Genomic DNA, 15018 nt, shown 5'->3' with positions numbered 1-15018 from the left:
GCCATTACCTCACCTCATCAAAGGTGACTACTCCTTGCGCAGGACCGGGCGGAGGGCGTCGAGGATGTCGGGGTTCTCGATGGTGGAGGGGACGGGTTCGTCGAGGCCGTCGGCGATGCCGCGCATGGTCTTGCGGAGGATCTTGCCGCTGCGGGTCTTGGGCAGGGCGGCGACGACGGCGATCTCCTTGAGGCTGGCGACGGCGCCGATCTGGTCGCGGACCATCTGGACGAGCTCGGCGCGCAGCTGTTCGGGGTCGGGGTCGGCTCCGGCTTTGAGCACGACGAACCCGCGGGGGATCTGGCCCTTCATGGTGTCCGCGACGCCGATGACGGCGCATTCGGCGACGTCGGGGTGGGAGGCGAGGACCTCCTCCATCCCGCCCGTCGAGAGGCGGTGTCCGGCGACGTTGATGACGTCGTCGGTGCGGCCCATGACGAACACGTAGCCGTCTTCGTCGATGCGGCCGCCGTCGCCGGTGAGGTAGTAGCCGTCGAAGGCGGACATGTAGGAGGAGACGAACCGGTCGTCGTCGTTCCACAGGGTCGGGAACGCGCCCGGGGGTAGCGGGAGCTTGACCACGATCGCCCCGTCCTCGCCCGCGGGGACCGGCTTGCCGTTCGCGTCGAGGATCTGGACGTCCCAGCCGGGCAGCGGTTTCGTCGGCGAGCCGGGTTTGACGGGGAGCTGTTCGATGCCCACCGGGTCGGCGACGATGGGCCAGCCGGTCTCGGTCTGCCACCAGTGGTCGATCACCGGGATGTCCAGCAGTGCCGAGGCCCACCGGTAGGTCTCGGGGTCCAGCCGCTCCCCGGCCAGGAACAGGTACCGCAGCCGGGAGAGGTCGTACTTGCGCGCGTAGTCCCCGTCGGGGTCCTCCTTCTTCAGCGCCCGGAACGCCGTGGGGGCGGTGAACAGGGACCGGACCCCGTGTTCGGCGCAGACCCGCCAGAACTGGCCCGCGTCGGGGGTGCCGACGGGTTTGCCCTCGTAGAGCACGGTGGTCGCCCCGGCGAGCAGGGGGGCGTAGACGATGTAGGAGTGCCCGACGACCCAGCCGACGTCGGAGGCGGTGAAGATCGTCTGGCCGGGGCCGACGTCGTAGACGTTCGGCATCGACCAGGCCAGCGCGGTGGCGTAGCCGCCGCCGTCGCGGACCACGCCCTTGGGCCTGCCGGTGGTGCCGGAGGTGTAGAGCACGTACAGCGGGTCGGTGGAGCGGACCGGGACCGGCGCCGCGGGCGTCGCGCGCGCCACCGCGTCGGCCCAGTCCAGGTCGTCGGCGCCCATGGCGGCCTCGGCCTGGGGGCGTTGCAGGATCACCCGCTTGCCCGGCTTGTGGGTGGCGAGCTCGATCGCCTTGTCCAACAGGGGCTTGTACTCGATGACCCGCGTGCCCTCGATCCCGCACGAGGCGGACACGATCACCGCCGGGGTGGCGTCGTCGATGCGCACGGCGAGCTCCTTGGCGGCGAACCCGCCGAACACCACCGAGTGCACCGCGCCGAGCCGGGCGCAGGCGAGCATCGCGATCGCGGCCTCGGGGACCATCGGCATGTAGACCACGACCCGGTCCCCGACGCCCACCCCGAGACCGCGCAGGACTCCGGCGAAGCGGGCCACCTCTTCGGTCAGCTCACCGTAGGTGTAGGTGCGCTGGGTCCCGGTGACCGGGGAGTCGTAGATCAGGGCGGCCTGATCGCCGCGACCTGCGGCGACGTGGCGGTCCAGGGCGTTGTGGGCGACGTTGAGCACGCCGTCGGGGAACCAGCGGTAGAACGGCGGGTTCGACTCGTCCAACGCCCGTGTCGGGGCCTGCTCCCACTCCAACGCCCCGGCCGCGTCCAACCAGAACCCCTCCCGGTCCTGCACCGCGGCCTGGAAGACCTCCTCGTACGCACCCACCGGCGACCTCCTGACCTCGACGTCTCTACGGCAGACCCTAAGGCGTTTCTCCCGACGGGGACACCGTCGCGCTCGCCGAGCAGGCGCTCACAGGAGGTGATGTCGGATCCACGTAACGTCACCCGGCGCGAGGCCGATACGCGAATGGACGGGCGTGATCGTTCGTCCGGGTGAACGGCTCTTCCCTCGAAAGGGGCACAGGTGCGCGCACTGCTGGCGTGGCTGACCGGGGTGGCGGCGCTGTTGAGCGTGGGGCTGGTCGCGCTGCCCCCGTCGGCCGCTCCCGCCTCGGCGACGGCGCCGGCGCCGGACTGCGGCGCCGCGTGGGTCGGCGCGTGGCGCACGAGCCCGCAGCCCGGACCCGGCGCGGACGTCGCGGGCCGCACACTGCGCATGATCGCGGTCCCGCAGGCGACCGGCACCGAGCTGCGCATCCGGGTCTCCAACCGGTTCGGTGCCTCCCCGCTCCAGGTCGGCTCGGCCTCGGTCGGGCTCGTCGGCGCGGGGGCGGACCTGGTGCCGGGCTCCGGGCGGCCGGTGACGTTCGACGGCGCGCCCGGCGTCGTCGTGCCCCCGGGGGCGGAGTGGGCGAGCGACCCGGTCACGTTCGTCGCCGAACGCGGACGGGCGGTGGCCGTCAGCCTCTTCGTCCCGACCGCGCCCGCGCTCGTCTCGGTGCATCCCGTCGCGCTCACGACCTCCTACGTCTCCGAACCGGGGTCCGTCGTCGACGACCCGTCCGGCGCCACCTTCACCCGGCCCGTGACCTCGTGGTCGGTGCTCTCGGGGCTGGACGTGCTGACCCCGCGGACCGAGCACGCCGTCGTCCTCGTGGGGGACTCGATCACCGACGGGGTGGGTGCCACGGCCGGGACCCGCTGGTCGGACGCCCTCGCCGAGCGTCTCACCGGGGCGCTGACCATGCCGGTGCTCAACGCCGGGATCTCGGCGAACCAGCTGGTCGCGGGCGTCAGCGGGCCGCCTCCCGCGCAGCGGTACGCGACGGACGTGGCGGACGTGCCGGGGGCGACGGACGTCGTGCTGCACATCGGGACCAACGATCTGGCCGCCGGACGGTCCGCCGCGGAGGTCACCGCGGGGCTGGCCGGCTACGCCGACCGGGCGCGGGCCGACGGGCACCGGGTCTTCCTGACCACGATCACGCCGTCGGACGCGGGGGCGCACGGCCTGGCGACGGCGCAGCGGGACGCGGTCAACCGCTGGGTACGCACCGAGGGGGCGGCCCACGCGGACGGCGTGTTCGACTTCGCCGCCGCGGTCGCCGACCCGAGCGACCCGACGCGCCTGGCCGCGGCCTACGACTCCGGCGACGGCCTGCACCTCTCGCCCGCCGGCTACCGCGCGCTGGCCGGCGCCGTGGACGTCGGGCGGCTGACGGGCAGCCCGTGCCTGGCCGACGACGCCGCACAGGTACGGGCCTCGGCGGCGCGCTGAGGGCCGGTGCCTACACGGTGCGCAGCGGGCCGGTCGGGGGCTCCTCGCGACCGAGCCGCTCGACGAGCCAGGCCGCGGCCAGAGCGGCCGGGGTGACGCCCTGCTCGGCGGCGACCCGACGCAGCTCCTCGGCCTGGATCCCCGGCAGGCGGACCTGCAGCGTCTCGCTCAGACTGCCGGTCGCGGCCGGGTCGGGGGCGAGGGCGGCGAGGTAGGAGTCGAGCTCAGGATCGTGCGGTTCGAGCTCGGGAACGGGCGCGGCCCGTCGCGCTCCGTGCTTCGGTGCGTGACGGGCCATGGGCCGACAGTAGCCCTACGCCAGGGCGTAGCCCGCCTCGACCACGGCGGCCTCGATCTCGGGGCGGGCGAGCGGTCGGTCGCTGGAGATCGTCACCGCGCCGCTGTCCAGCACGACGTCCACCGACCGGACGCCGGCGATCTCGCCGACCTCCTCCTGGACCGAGCTGGTGCAGTGGCCGCAGGTCATGCCGACGACGGTCACGGTGGTCTGGAACGGGGTCTGGACGCTCATCTCGACTGCCTCTCGGTGTGGTGCGGGGGAGCTATCAGGACTTGACGAGCCGGGCGATGGCGTCGGCGGCTTCCTTCACCTTCGCGGCGCCCTCCTCGGGGGACTGGCGGGCGGCGTCGACCACGCACCCGGCCATGTGCTCCTCGAGCAGCTCCAGAGCGAACGACTGCAGGGCCCGGGTGGCGGCGGAGACCTGGGTCAGGATGTCGATGCAGTACACGTCGTCGTCCACCATCCGCTGCAGGCCGCGGACCTGGCCCTCGATCCGGCGCAGCCGGCGCAGGTGTGCCTCGCGCGAGTCCGCGTATCCGTGCATCCCGCCTCCGCTCGTCGTGTCGCTCGCCGTCCAGCATACCCCTCCGGGGTACGGGCGGGCCGCCGCCCCGACTGTTCGGACGGTGTCCGGGTCGTGACGCAACGTCGTGGTCCTCACCCGGGAAGGGGCATGCGCCGACGGTCTCGGATGGGTAACGTTCCGGCCACGGCCACGGGGGTGGTCGGCGGGAGGCTTCGGGTCGACGGACGCGGCGCCGGTCGGGGGATCGGCGGTCGTGCATCCCGTCGTGCCCGCAGGTCCGTGCGGTCCACCCCACGGGCGTTCGGGGTGCGACACGAGGGAGACGCCGTTGAGCGGGATCGTGAGGACCGGAGTCGTGAACGAGGGTGTCGCCGCATCGGACGGGGAGGACCGCGGGTCGATCCCGAGCCCACGCAACGCCGCGGACGCCTACCGGGTGTCCGACGAGGAGCTGCACCGCGCCCGCAAGGTCGTCGCCGACAACTCGCAAGGCCCGGACGATCTCCGGCTGCTCCTCGACATGCTCGGCCTGGTGTCCAACAACCCCGATCTGCCACCCCCGGTGAGCCGCTGAGAACTGTGCGGCAGGTCTCACCGGGGCCGCATCCGGCGAACCGACCCGCTCTCGACCGCCCGCACCCCCGCTGAGCTGCGACGATCCAGCGGGGGAGGGGTGGTGGTGAAGCCCGGTGCGGGGTGTCGTAAGCTTTCCTCGCTCCCAACGGACAGCCGTTGGAGGTCGAGGACAGCCTCCGGGTCGTCCGAGCCCCCATCGTCTAGCGGCCTAGGACTCCGCCCTTTCAAGGCGGCAGCGCGGGTTCGAATCCCGTTGGGGGTACGGTTTCACAGCAAGGCCCAGTGGCGCAGTTGGTTAGCGCGTCGCCCTGTCACGGCGAAGGTCGCGGGTTCGAGTCCCGTCTGGGTCGCTCCACTCTCCAGGTTCCGCTCCGGAGCCGGGGCCAGGTAGCTCAGTTGGTACGAGCGTCCGCCTGAAAAGCGGAAGGTCGGCGGTTCGACCCCGCCCCTGGCCACACCTTCTCACCAGGCACTTCTTCCAGCCTGGCTCTCCCGAAATCGCTCAGCTGTAGCAGTCGCTGTAGCAACGGGGTCATCCGATCCGCTCCTGGAGCAGCGCCAGGGCCTCGCGCTTGTCCTTCAACGACACGTGCGCGTAGATGCCGAGCGTCACACTCATGTCCGCGTGGCCGACGATCTCCTGAACCACATGCGGCGGCACACCGAGCCCGAGCAGCAGGGTCACGCAGCTGTGCCGGAGGTCGTGGAAGCGGGTTCCCTCGGCGTCGATCTTCTTGCGCAGGGGGTACCAGGAACGGCGGAGGTTGTCCGGCTCCAGCGGGGTCCCGACGCGGCTGGTGAAGACGAGCCCGGTGTCGGTCCAGCCGAAGCCGGCTTCCAGCCGCTCCTTGTGCTGGGCGATGCGGTGATCCTTCAACGCCTTGGCGGCGGCCGCGATGAGCGGGACCGTCCGTGCCGAGCTGTCCGTCTTCGGCGGCAGGAACTGGAGCCGGCCCTCGACCCGCTGCAGCGTCTGGACGATCTCGAGGGTGCCCGCCTCGAGGTCGACGTCGACCCACCGGAGCCCGAGCAGTTCGGCGCGGCGCATGCCGAGGTAGAGCGCCAGGACGTAGAGCGCGTGGAGCCGGTCGCCCTTCGCCGCGGTCAGCAGGTGCTTGGCCTGTTCGAGCGAGAGGCCGCGGTTGATCCGGTAGCGCGGGGTCTCGACCTGCACGAGCTTGGCGACGTTGCGCGGGATCATCTCCTCTCGCACGGCGTTCTGGAGTGCGTTGCGCAGCACCGCGTGGACGAACTGGACCGTGCGGACCGAGAGCACCTGGTGGCAGCACTCGCCCTTGGCACAGCACTTCCGAGCCTTCTCCTCGCGGGCGGCGTCGATCCCGTCCGCGCAGCACCGGCACTCGGTGCGGAGCCGGGTCATCATCATCTTGACGTCCGGAGCCGTGAGCCGGTGGAGCTTCTTCCGGCCCAGGATCGGGGTCAGGTAGCGCCGGACCACACCCTCGTAGCCCTGGTAGGTCTTGGGCCGGCGCGGCTTGACGATGTGCTCCAACCAGTACGCGAGGTACTGGGCGACGGTCCAGGTCTGAGCAGCGACCGGGATGCCGGCGTCGGAGTCGGCGATCTTGCGAGTCAGTGCCTTGCGAACCTCGTCCGGGTCGCGGTTCGACACTGTGATCCGCTTCCGGTGCCCGGTGGTGGTGAGCACGTAGGCGGCGCCGATCCACATGCCGTCCTGTTTACGCTGGTAGACCGAGCCCTGGCCGTTGAGATTCTTGCCAGCCATCAGCTGGCCTCCGCGAGCTCGTCGACGAGCTCGGCCAGGGCGTCGACCGGGATGCGGCGGCTCCCGCCGATCTTGACCGAGCGCAGCCGGCCCGAGCGCATGAGGTCGTAGACCTTCGTCCGGCTGACCCCCAAGGCCTGGGCGGCCTCCTGGGCCGTCAGCAGCAGGCGTTCCATGACGTTCCCCTCTCAGCTGGTGATGGACAGTTCCTCGCGGGCGGTGAGCCGTTGCGCGCGGGCCTTGGCCGCTGCGGTGTTGGCGAGCAGGGCGTCGGCGGTGGTGTGCCAGCCGATGCCAGCGAAGGCCAGGGAGTTGATGACGACGGTCGTGTCGTCGTCCTCGGGGGCCGGCTCGTCGGGGCCGGTGTCGCGGAGCTGGGCGCGGCGCCAGTCGCGGCGGGCCTGGCGGAGAGCGCCGAGGGTGGTCGAGTAGCGCCGGCTCTTGGTGGAGAAGTGGCCGCCGAAGCCGAGCATGTGGGCCCAGCGGCGCAGGCGGCCGTAGCCGGCGTTCCAGCGGCCGAGGGGTGAGTCCGGGTCGAGCGGGTCGCCGCCACTGCGGAGCCACGCTTCCTGGCCCTGGCGGACGTCGGCCGGCGGCGTGCCGAGGTCCCAACAGGTGCGGATGAGCCGGCCGGGGTGGGTGGTGCGGTCGCCGTGGATGCGGGCGGTCTCCTCGTCGAGGCGTTTGGAGGCGTGGCCGGTGATCTCGGTGGCCTTGGTGGCGTACTTGGCGAGGTACCCGGCCACGGCGCCGGTGGTGATCTCCCCGCGGTCGTCGAGGTCACGAACAGTGAGCCGGACCTGTCGGGGTTCGAGCTGGCTGCCCCAGGCGATCTCCCAGCCCTGCGCGCGGTCAGGGTGCGGCGGGGTGGTGAACGCGGTGGAGCGCATGGCGTCGGCGAGCAGCTGGCCGAGGTGCCCGGGGCCGACGCCGAACGGCGGAGCGATGATCTTGTCGGGATCGAGTGGGTCGACGCCGTCGAGCCGGACCATGGCGTGGATGTGGGCGACCCCGCGGCGTTGGAACTCGGCGACCTTGGCGTAGGACAGGCGCAGGCGGGCGCCGTAGCGGTCTCCGAGGCGGCGCAGGGCGCGGTTGGCGGTGTTGGTGGTGCGTCGCCACAGCTCGCCGGCGTAGCCGTTCCAGACGGCTTGGTGGGCGTGGTCGTAGCAGTCCAGGCACAACGGTCGCCCGACGGCGGGGTCGTCGTCGCGGTGGCGGGTACGGCAGTCGAGGACGACGCCGTGCGGGCAGGTCTGCGGGTCGCGGCGGGGTCGGCAGGGGCGGCCGTCGCGGTGGTGGGCGTGGACCGCGCCGAAGGAAGGGGCGGTGCCGGTGAGGAACACGCACGGATGCTCGGCGACGGTCGGTGGGACGCCCTTGCCGCCGGCGAGTCCGGCGCGGACGAGTTGGAAGGTGTCGGCGCGGTAGGTCTCGGCGCAGGAGGGGCAGACGGTGGCGCGGCGGTTGCCGCAGGGCACGTAGATCACGCCGTCGGGCATGTCAGCGGTCGCGGTGCTGCGGGTGATCCGCCCGGTCGCGGTCTCGACGCGGTGGATCTCGCCGGTGAGCCGGATCGGGTGCGAGCAGCCCGCGGCCGCGGTGATGTGCCCGCGCCACCGATCGAAGTCGGGCGACCCGGCCCGGCGGACCAGCCCGTCGACGAGCGCCTGTGGGGTGCTCATCGGCACTGCACGCCTTCGATGGAGCCGTCCGGCAGGGCTCGGACCACGGCCCGCTCCCCGGTCTGGCACGGGTCCACGACGGTGATCGACGAGGAGCCGACATCGGCGGCGGGGGTGGCGGCGCTCTCGGCTGCGCCGATGAGGCGGAGCACCACGATCACGGTGGCGACGGTGACGGCCAGCCCAGCAAGGAACCTGATCACCGGTGCCTCCGGGGCTGGTGCGTCTCGCAGACCGAGCCGTGACCCGCCCACCAGGCGCGGCGCAGCAGGGAGGCGACCACGGCGATCGTCGGGACGTCCCAGCACGCCAGCCAGTCGATGATGCGGTGGTCGTAGTCGCCGAGCGGGATGCCGTCGAGGTGTTCGAGCAGGGCGGCCCGGTTGTCGATGTGGATGCGCGAGCGCCACTCGTCGGAGGTCTCGAAGCCGAAGACCTGGTGCCGCATGTCGTCGGGCTGGTCGTAGGGCGGGCGCAGCCGCAGGGGCGGGGTGTCGATCGGCTCGTTCATGCCGCGCTCCCGCTGTCGGGGTGGCCGGCGATCCGGCTGATCTCGACGTCGGACAGGTAGGCGCAGCGCATCCGGCGCGGGATGCCGCCCTCGGCGAGCAGCAACCCGACCCCGGGCGTGGTGGGGTCGATCTGCGAGGCGTCGAAGCCGCGGGAGTGCCAGCCGTGCCCGAGCACGATGTCGGAGCTGGTCTCGGTGGTGCAGCGGAACGCGAGGCGGTAGCCGAACAGGTCCCGCAGGCTGGTCGGGATGATGTCGGCACTCGGCCGCTGGGTGGCGGCGACGACGATGATCCCGGCGGCCCGCCCGCGGGCGATGACGTCGCGGAGCAGGAGCGAGAAGGTCTCGCGGGTGCGCTTGTCCCCGGCAGTGGCCGAGAAGTAAGCGAGTTCGTCGATCACCAGCATGATCGGGTGGTTGCCATCCCCGCGGCTGATCTTGCGGAGCTTCCAGCCGTCGAGATGGTCGTAGCGGGCGTCCATCTCGGCCTGTAGCTCGCGGAGTCGGTCGATCGCGTCGTCGAGCGAGGAGCCGACGAAGACCTCGGCGCGGTCGCGCCACAGGCCCAGCTCGACGCGCTTGCCGTCCATCAGCCACAACCGGCAGTCGGAGGCGAGCGCCGCGTGAGCGACCAGGTTGTTCAGGGCCCCGGACTTGCCCGCGCCGGGCTCCCCGGCGGCCAGCAGGTTCTTGTAGATGAGGGTGATGTCGACGGGGCAGGCGTTCTCGTCGATGCCGAGGTAGATCGGGTCGTAGATCGACAGCGGCCCGTACTCGGTGGCGCGCTTACGCATGGCCGGCCTCCTCCAGCGGCGGGACGGGGACGAGGTGCGTGCGGCTCAGCGGCGAGACGACCGCAGGTCCGGTGAGCGGGTCGCGGCGGATGATGTCGACCACGACGATCGCGGCCAGCCGCTGGTTCGGGACTACGCGGGCGTCACGAGCCCAGCCGGACACGGCGTAGTAGGACGCGGCGGCCTCTATGTCCTGGGGGTCGATGCCCGCGCGGAGCAGCACCCAGACCCGCTCGCCGACCGGCGTGGGGCGAGCCCAGAGCAGCAGGGGCAGGTTGCCCGAGTAGTTCATGACGCGCCGCTCCACGAAGGTCGAGCGCAGTCGGTGTCGGACCATGACCGCGTAGCCGCGGTGGACGAGGTAGCGGCGCGAGGCCGGCCAGATCACCAGGATCACGACGGTGCCGCCGAGGGTGGTCCCCGCGGCCCAGGCGGGCATCTGCTTGGTGAGCCAGACCCACGCCGCGAGGAGGAGACCGAGGACGAGGAGCTCGGCGCGCCAGCGGATCACCAGCCCGACGATCCGGGCCGGGAGCGAGCGCTGCGGGCGGGTGAAGACCTCGAAGGGCTCGGAGCGGACGAGCCGGTCGGAGTGCGAGCGCACGATCGTCCGGCCCCGCTGCTTCGCGGTACGCATCAGGCGCTCTTGGCGGCCGCGATGTGGCGGACCTCGTCGGCGCGGTAGGCGACGCCGTCGCGGCCGTTGCGGGCCCAGGGCATCGCGACCAGGCGCACGAGGGTGACCGGCTGCCCCTGCTGGAGCTGGGGCGGCTCGGTCGCGGCGATCGTGACGGTGATCGTGTCGGCGCCCTCGGGGTCCATCACGACGAGCTGGGCAGCCCACAGCGGGGCGCCAGTGCGGCGGTCGAGTCGGTGGACGCCGTTGTCGTCGAGGCGGCGGTCGAAGGGGCGGCCGACGGTGAAGTTCATCTGGCTGGTGTCGATCAGCAGTCGCACGGCTGGTCTCCTGTTCGAAGGGCACTGAGTGGTGCCTCACCAGGAGAAGCCCGAAGTTGCGAAAGGACCCGGACAAACTGTCCGGGTCTGTTCTGGGAGGGGTTGCGCGGTGCGGGGAAGTGCTACCGCGTTGCCGCGGTGACCTGCTCGACCAGGTCCAGGATGGTCGACCACGGGAGCGGGCGGCCGGGCGGGGCTTCTCGCGGCTCGTAGAGCGGCCAGACCTCCTCGCCGGTAACCAGGTGTACCCCAGCGGACCCCAACGCCGCCAGGTGAGATTCCCAGGCGGGGTGACGAGTGTGCGCGGCGTTGACCCGCGGGAAGACGATCACCGGGACGACGCCGCCCCCGATGGCCTCGTTCACGGTCGTGAGGGCCTGGTTGTCGGAGATCCCAAGCGCGAGCTTGGCGACGACGTTGGCCGTGGCCGGCGCGACGACGTAGCAGGAGATCGGCGGGTGCGGGCTCTTCTCGCCGGGCATCCGCGGGGAGCTGCGTACGAGGTGCCCGGTCAGCTCTTCGAGCTTGGCCGCCTCGCCGGACTCCTCCAGCCACGTCGCAGTGGTCGGGGTCAGCGTGATCGCGACGTCCCAGCCGCGCTCAATGGCCGGCTCGACGAAGTCAGCCCGGATCGTCTCAGCCCCGCCGGCGGCGCAGGCGATGAGCCCGATCGTCCCCTGACTCACGCCACCGCCCGGCAGCGCTGCGCGAACGCCAGCAGCTCCGAGGACCGCGAGCCTCCCGTCACCGGGGACCGCCGGTGCATGTCCTTGACCATCTCCCGCACGGAAGCACTGTGCCGCACGAGCGCCGGCGCCTGCCTCTCGGCGTTGAGCAGGAGGTCCAGGGCCTCGGTGTCCTTGGCGAGGTAGGACAGCGCCCGAGCGACATCGATCATGTGGGTAACCCGCCGCTCGACGGGTAGATCCTCCGCGCCTACCTGCTGCCCGTGCTCGGCGACCCAAGCGACGTCCCCAAGGTCGAGGCCGGCGGAGAGCCGGTGCAGCTCGACGTTGGTGGGTCCGAACCCGGTCTGCCAGTAGTTCGCGTCCACCCCGAGCTGTTCGGCAGCACGAGCTGCCCGCCCGAGCAGTTCCGCCGCGGTCGCGCGGTCCTGATGCCGTGCCGCCGCCACGGCTGTCCGAAGATGGAGCATCCCAAAGAGGCTCAGCGCCTCCGGGTCGCCGTCAGCTACTCGCGGGGCCAACCAGCGCGCCGCAGTCTCACCCAGGTTCAAAGCGTCTTCGAAGCGCCCGACCGCAAGTAGGGCATGTGTTGCCGCGCGCGCAGCAGACGCGAGAACTAGTGGATCATCGGACTCGTCGGCAGCCTTCATAGCCCGTTCCGCAGCGATCCAGGCGAGGTCGGCCTCACCAATCTTGCTTAGTGTCGTAGCGGCGAGGTGATGAGTCCGCGCTGATACCGCCCACGCCGACCGTTGGCCCTCGCGGGAGAAGTCCCTCGCCCGGTCCTCCAGGACCTGGGCAGCCTCAATGAGCCTAGGAAGCTCTGTAACGACGCTTCCTAGGCGGCCCGCCTGGTAGTTGATCCACAAGATCTCCACCAGGCGCCGTTGCTGTTCGGGATCGACAAGGTGCTCCGATTGAGGAGTTGCCGCGAAGAGTACTCTCGAAAGACGGCCCGGCGCCATCAACGCGTCGCGGATTGCAGGCACATTATCCTGTGAGCGATCCTCTTCCATGAGGACGGGCTGCCCCAGAAGATCCGGCAGCATTACGCGCAACGCTCGCGCTAGAGCAGCTATTAGCTCAATGTTTCGCAGACTCCGCTCGCCTCGCTCGATCTTACTCAACCAATCGGTCCGCCGCCCGACCAGATTTGCAAGCTGCGTCTGAGTGTAACCCCGCCGAGCGCGGTAGAAGGCAATGCGCTCACCTATGCTCATCGCGTCGTCTACACCCCGCATCGGACGAGTGTACCGAAGCTAGTGCAGTCAGTGCTAGTCTGAGCGGAAAAGGGCCATCGAGGGCCACTCGTGAGTAGTAGGGAACGATTTGACGCTAATTCTCGTGCTAGCCTCCGAGCATGAAGTCCACATGACTTGCGACTTCAAACTGACAGATGCGCGCACCAGTAAGGAGATAAGTGTCGACACGCACAAGTTGGTATCAGTGCACAGGCCAGCATTTCAGGCGCTTGTAGGTGCTACCGGGCTGGCTAGACTCGGACGCCAGGGGGCGGCGGACTGGGTTGCGGAGGCAACTGGCGACTTACCGCATGATGCGACCCTCGACGATCTATTGAACGCGCTCAAGCGCGTATCTGAGGCTCTTGATAACGTGCCCTTAGCTATCCATCGCTTTAGGCGCCTGTCGCTTGTTGTTGGCGCTATTCAAGGGTCGCAGTCGGTAATCGCATTGGTGTCAAACTTCCAGAGCTTCAGAGGCACCTTTCTTTCTCCCGGCGAGACGCCATCCGCAGAGATGCAAGTCGATGTGATCCGGCCCAGTAAGCCGATGCTGCGAGTTGCTGGTGAGGTCGCCGCCATCCGGAAGGAAGACCGCAAAGCTGCTGAAGCTATGTTGCGTGCCGGCCTTGAAGGAGCAGTGATTCGTAAGAGACTGGCGGGTTTGAACAAGCGTGCTGCTGCTCGCGTAGTGACCGTCAGCGAAGGCTGCTACGCGGCGAGTCAGTACGCCACCGGAAACGGTGCGGCTGAGCCTCATCTTGTGGAGCAGACGGGCGATTTCATTCCGCTAGAGGTAAAGCGGATGTTTGACCAAATAGGCATGCAACTCAGGCCAGCGGTTCGCCCCGATGGAACCACAGCTCCGATACAGATGCGCGGATCGACGTCCGTAAACTACGCCCCGTCGCAGTCGTTCTTTCGAGAACAGTTCAAGCTGCGGCCCGATGACTCCGAACTCTGGAACAATTACGGCGCTTACGAGGATTCGGAAGGTCGGGCCGAATCTGCACGGAGAGCATTCGAAAAGGCTCTCTCCCTGAAGCCCGACAACTACTTCGCGGCGAGAAACCTCGGCAACATCCTCTGGCGCAGATTCGGCGAAAGAGTTCGCGCCCAAGAGAATTTCGAGATTGCACTCCGCGAGTCCGACCAGAATCATCGCCGAGATACTCTGTCGTTGTATGCAGAGAATCTTGCGATGGAGGGTGACCTCGACGCGGCAAGTCGATACTTTGGTGAAGCCATGGCTGGAGAGGTCCTTCCGGTCGTAGCCACTAGGTATGCAGCGTTCCTTCTTGATCACCGCCCACAGGCTCATGGCGATGCCGTGCGCGCGGTCAAGGATGTACTAGAGAAGGAGCCGAACTACGTCAGGGCAGTGGTAGTTGACGCATACTGCCGCCTGCGGCAGGGCGAGCCCGCCGCTAGTGCTGCGGGCGATCTTCTAGCGCTCGCTGCGCGGTTCCCGCAAGATGCAGATCTAATGATCAATGCCGCCTGTTTCAGTCTTTATGCTGATGATTGTCACGCCGCGGAGAAGTACTTTAAGCGGCTAAGAAGAGTGAAGAATGTTTCCGCGGAAGTCATCCACGCGTTAGGCGGAATCTTGATGCTTTGCCGGGCTGGACCTGTTGCTGAAGTTGTTGACGAATTCGAAGCAGCGGACGGTGTTGCATGTGTGATGAATCGCGCGCTTCTGGCCTGGGCCGGCGGGGATGGCGATCGGGCGCGATCTCTGCTGGGAGAAGTCGCAGCGGAGGGTCTCCCCGCAAGCTATCGCGTTGAGGCTCATATCCTCTCAATGCTCATTGAAGGTGCGGAAGTTGGTAATGTGATTCAGGATTCGCGCAGTCGATTCGATGGATATTCGCTTCGTGCGTTCGATCCTACAGTTATGGTCCTGGCGTCTAGGCATCCTGACATTCCAATTGAGAACCGAGAGAAGCTCGCCGACTTGGTGGACAAGTTGCACGCATCTTGCGAGCCGTTCCCGGGATGACTTTCTGTACGTCTTCAAGCCGGCCCTGGCGGGCCGGGGCGCAGCCCTCCATGCGCGCTCGGCCTTGCCGCTCCGCTCCCGGCCGGCGCGCCCGGGCGGCGCCGGGACCAGAACCGGATGAGACGCAGAAGGGCTCCGGGGCGACGGGGGCACTAGCTCGTCCGCAGCAATCGTCAACGACCGGGCCGACCGCATCAAGGCCGCTTCGCGCACCACGGCACCGGCCCCGCCCAGGCTCCCGAGGATCGACCACCAGGGAGGAAGGGGCGAGGCCGGCGCCGCGGTGTTCCAGCCTTGACACGGCCGACCCGGTCGATGAGGCGGCCAGGACGACGAGCAAGGCCGCGGAGTGAGCAGGTGGGGAGCGCCAGGTCAGCCGGGTGCTGCTGTAGCTACAGCTGTAGCAACGGGGCCAGCACCAGGCGCACGGATCGGGACGCCGATGCAGGTCAGCGGGACGCACTGGACGCCCACGGACTCAGTGATCACACGCGACCGTGCCTGAAAATCGGAAGGTCGGCGGTTCGACCCCGCCCCTGGCCACACCTTCTCACCAGGCACTTCTTCCAGCCTGGCTCTCCCGAAATCGCTCAGCTGTAGCAGTCGCTGGAGCAACGGCCGTCGACCGT

General features: G+C 69.4%; 17 protein-coding genes and 3 tRNA genes. 6 read left to right on the top strand and 14 right to left on the bottom strand.

Going from position 1 to position 15018, the window contains the following annotated elements; genetic code table 11:
* Positions 1-27: 27 nt before the first annotated feature.
* Complete coding sequence (locus tag L3X23_RS22220; RefSeq protein ID WP_237194204.1) at positions 28-1905, bottom strand: propionyl-CoA synthetase; 1878 nt, start codon at positions 1903-1905, stop codon at positions 28-30.
* A 201-nt stretch (positions 1906-2106) separates the two neighbouring features.
* Here L3X23_RS22220 and L3X23_RS22215 point away from each other — a divergent pair, with 201 nt between their 5' ends.
* Positions 2107-3360, top strand: a complete 1254-nt coding sequence (locus L3X23_RS22215) for a GDSL-type esterase/lipase family protein (RefSeq protein ID WP_237194203.1) — start codon at positions 2107-2109, stop codon at positions 3358-3360.
* A gap of 10 nt (positions 3361-3370) precedes the next feature.
* Here L3X23_RS22215 and L3X23_RS22210 read toward each other — a convergent pair whose 3' ends face one another.
* The 3 genes from L3X23_RS22210 to L3X23_RS22200 are packed head-to-tail and all read right to left on the bottom strand — an operon-like array spanning position 3371 to position 4208.
* A complete protein-coding gene (locus L3X23_RS22210; protein ID WP_237194202.1) occupies positions 3371-3658 on the bottom strand; it encodes a hypothetical protein in 288 nt (95 codons plus the stop codon).
* Between the two features lie 15 nt (positions 3659-3673).
* Positions 3674-3892 carry a heavy-metal-associated domain-containing protein gene (locus L3X23_RS22205; RefSeq protein WP_237194201.1) on the bottom strand — a complete coding sequence of 73 codons (219 nt, stop codon included), beginning with the start codon at positions 3890-3892 and terminating at the stop codon, positions 3674-3676.
* A gap of 34 nt (positions 3893-3926) precedes the next feature.
* The gene (locus L3X23_RS22200) at positions 3927-4208 is read right to left on the bottom strand and encodes a metal-sensitive transcriptional regulator (RefSeq protein WP_093084442.1); all 282 of its coding nucleotides are present in this window, start codon (positions 4206-4208) and stop codon (positions 3927-3929) included.
* Between the two features lie 337 nt (positions 4209-4545).
* Between L3X23_RS22200 and L3X23_RS22195 the strand changes: the two genes are divergently transcribed.
* The 4 genes from L3X23_RS22195 (at position 4546) to L3X23_RS22180 (ending at position 5221) form a co-directional block, all read left to right on the top strand.
* The gene (locus tag L3X23_RS22195) at positions 4546-4764 is read left to right on the top strand and encodes a hypothetical protein (protein ID WP_237194192.1); all 219 of its coding nucleotides are present in this window, start codon (positions 4546-4548) and stop codon (positions 4762-4764) included.
* Positions 4765-4955: 191 nt separating this feature from the next.
* A tRNA-Glu gene (locus tag L3X23_RS22190) sits at positions 4956-5028 on the top strand.
* Positions 5029-5042: 14 nt separating this feature from the next.
* Positions 5043-5116: transfer RNA gene (locus tag L3X23_RS22185), tRNA-Asp, on the top strand.
* 31 nt (positions 5117-5147) lie between these two features.
* Positions 5148-5221 (top strand) — tRNA-Phe (locus tag L3X23_RS22180).
* Positions 5222-5298: 77 nt separating this feature from the next.
* Here L3X23_RS22180 and L3X23_RS22175 read toward each other — a convergent pair.
* The 10 genes from L3X23_RS22175 to L3X23_RS22130 all read right to left on the bottom strand — a co-directional run bounded on the left by L3X23_RS22175 (position 5299) and on the right by L3X23_RS22130 (position 12387).
* A complete protein-coding gene (locus L3X23_RS22175; protein ID WP_237194191.1) occupies positions 5299-6513 on the bottom strand; it encodes a site-specific integrase in 1215 nt (404 codons plus the stop codon).
* Complete coding sequence (locus tag L3X23_RS22170; RefSeq protein ID WP_237194190.1) at positions 6513-6689, bottom strand: helix-turn-helix domain-containing protein; 177 nt, start codon at positions 6687-6689, stop codon at positions 6513-6515. Before L3X23_RS22170 ends, L3X23_RS22175 begins: the two co-directional genes overlap by 1 nt.
* A gap of 12 nt (positions 6690-6701) precedes the next feature.
* Positions 6702-8198 carry a replication initiator gene (locus L3X23_RS22165; RefSeq protein WP_237194188.1) on the bottom strand — a complete coding sequence of 499 codons (1497 nt, stop codon included), beginning with the start codon at positions 8196-8198 and terminating at the stop codon, positions 6702-6704.
* Positions 8195-8401, bottom strand: coding sequence for a hypothetical protein (locus L3X23_RS22160; protein ID WP_237194187.1), 207 nt, complete (start codon positions 8399-8401; stop codon positions 8195-8197). The genes L3X23_RS22165 and L3X23_RS22160 overlap by 4 nt, the downstream gene beginning before the upstream one ends.
* Entirely contained in the window at positions 8398-8709 is a 312-nt protein-coding gene (locus L3X23_RS22155) for a hypothetical protein (RefSeq protein ID WP_237194186.1), read from the bottom strand. The genes L3X23_RS22160 and L3X23_RS22155 overlap by 4 nt, the downstream gene beginning before the upstream one ends.
* Positions 8706-9503 carry an FtsK/SpoIIIE domain-containing protein gene (locus L3X23_RS22150; protein WP_237194185.1) on the bottom strand — a complete coding sequence of 266 codons (798 nt, stop codon included), beginning with the start codon at positions 9501-9503 and terminating at the stop codon, positions 8706-8708. Before L3X23_RS22150 ends, L3X23_RS22155 begins: the two co-directional genes overlap by 4 nt.
* Positions 9496-10140: a hypothetical protein gene (locus L3X23_RS22145; RefSeq protein ID WP_237194184.1), complete on the bottom strand. Its 645-nt coding sequence runs from the start codon at positions 10138-10140 to the stop codon at positions 9496-9498. Before L3X23_RS22145 ends, L3X23_RS22150 begins: the two co-directional genes overlap by 8 nt.
* Positions 10140-10460, bottom strand: a complete 321-nt coding sequence (locus tag L3X23_RS22140) for a hypothetical protein (RefSeq protein WP_237194183.1) — start codon at positions 10458-10460, stop codon at positions 10140-10142. The genes L3X23_RS22145 and L3X23_RS22140 overlap by 1 nt, the downstream gene beginning before the upstream one ends.
* Positions 10461-10582: 122 nt before the next feature.
* Positions 10583-11146, bottom strand: a complete 564-nt coding sequence (locus tag L3X23_RS22135; RefSeq protein ID WP_237194182.1) for a flavoprotein — start codon at positions 11144-11146, stop codon at positions 10583-10585.
* Complete coding sequence (locus L3X23_RS22130) at positions 11143-12387, bottom strand: helix-turn-helix domain-containing protein (protein WP_237194181.1); 1245 nt, start codon at positions 12385-12387, stop codon at positions 11143-11145. The genes L3X23_RS22135 and L3X23_RS22130 overlap by 4 nt, the downstream gene beginning before the upstream one ends.
* Positions 12388-12517: 130 nt before the next feature.
* On the opposite strand from L3X23_RS22130, the gene L3X23_RS22125 reads away from it, so the two are divergent.
* Positions 12518-14389: a tetratricopeptide repeat protein gene (locus L3X23_RS22125; RefSeq protein ID WP_237194179.1), complete on the top strand. Its 1872-nt coding sequence runs from the start codon at positions 12518-12520 to the stop codon at positions 14387-14389.
* The last annotated feature ends 629 nt before the right edge of the window (positions 14390-15018 follow it).

Source organism: Pseudonocardia sp. WMMC193 (assembly GCF_021728735.1).
GTDB lineage: Bacteria > Actinomycetota > Actinomycetes > Mycobacteriales > Pseudonocardiaceae > Pseudonocardia > Pseudonocardia oroxyli.
This window is presented reverse-complemented; position numbering and strand designations above follow the sequence as displayed.

Excerpts from the sequence above, each read along its gene's own strand:
- L3X23_RS22125 (WP_237194179.1), top strand. The coding sequence starts at position 12,518 with ATGACTTGCGACTTCAAACTGACAGATGCGCGCACCAGTAAGGAGATA.
- L3X23_RS22210 (WP_237194202.1), bottom strand. The coding sequence starts at position 3,658 with ATGGCCCGTCACGCACCGAAGCACGGAGCGCGACGGGCCGCGCCCGTT.
- L3X23_RS22200 (WP_093084442.1), bottom strand. The coding sequence starts at position 4,208 with ATGCACGGATACGCGGACTCGCGCGAGGCACACCTGCGCCGGCTGCGC.
- L3X23_RS22170 (WP_237194190.1), bottom strand. The coding sequence starts at position 6,689 with ATGGAACGCCTGCTGCTGACGGCCCAGGAGGCCGCCCAGGCCTTGGGG.
- L3X23_RS22205 (WP_237194201.1), bottom strand. The coding sequence starts at position 3,892 with ATGAGCGTCCAGACCCCGTTCCAGACCACCGTGACCGTCGTCGGCATG.
- L3X23_RS22130 (WP_237194181.1), bottom strand. The coding sequence starts at position 12,387 with ATGCGGGGTGTAGACGACGCGATGAGCATAGGTGAGCGCATTGCCTTC.
- L3X23_RS22145 (WP_237194184.1), bottom strand. The coding sequence starts at position 10,140 with ATGCGTACCGCGAAGCAGCGGGGCCGGACGATCGTGCGCTCGCACTCC.
- L3X23_RS22155 (WP_237194186.1), bottom strand. The coding sequence starts at position 8,709 with ATGAACGAGCCGATCGACACCCCGCCCCTGCGGCTGCGCCCGCCCTAC.
- L3X23_RS22165 (WP_237194188.1), bottom strand. The coding sequence starts at position 8,198 with ATGAGCACCCCACAGGCGCTCGTCGACGGGCTGGTCCGCCGGGCCGGG.
- L3X23_RS22175 (WP_237194191.1), bottom strand. The coding sequence starts at position 6,513 with ATGGCTGGCAAGAATCTCAACGGCCAGGGCTCGGTCTACCAGCGTAAA.
- L3X23_RS22150 (WP_237194185.1), bottom strand. The coding sequence starts at position 9,503 with ATGCGTAAGCGCGCCACCGAGTACGGGCCGCTGTCGATCTACGACCCG.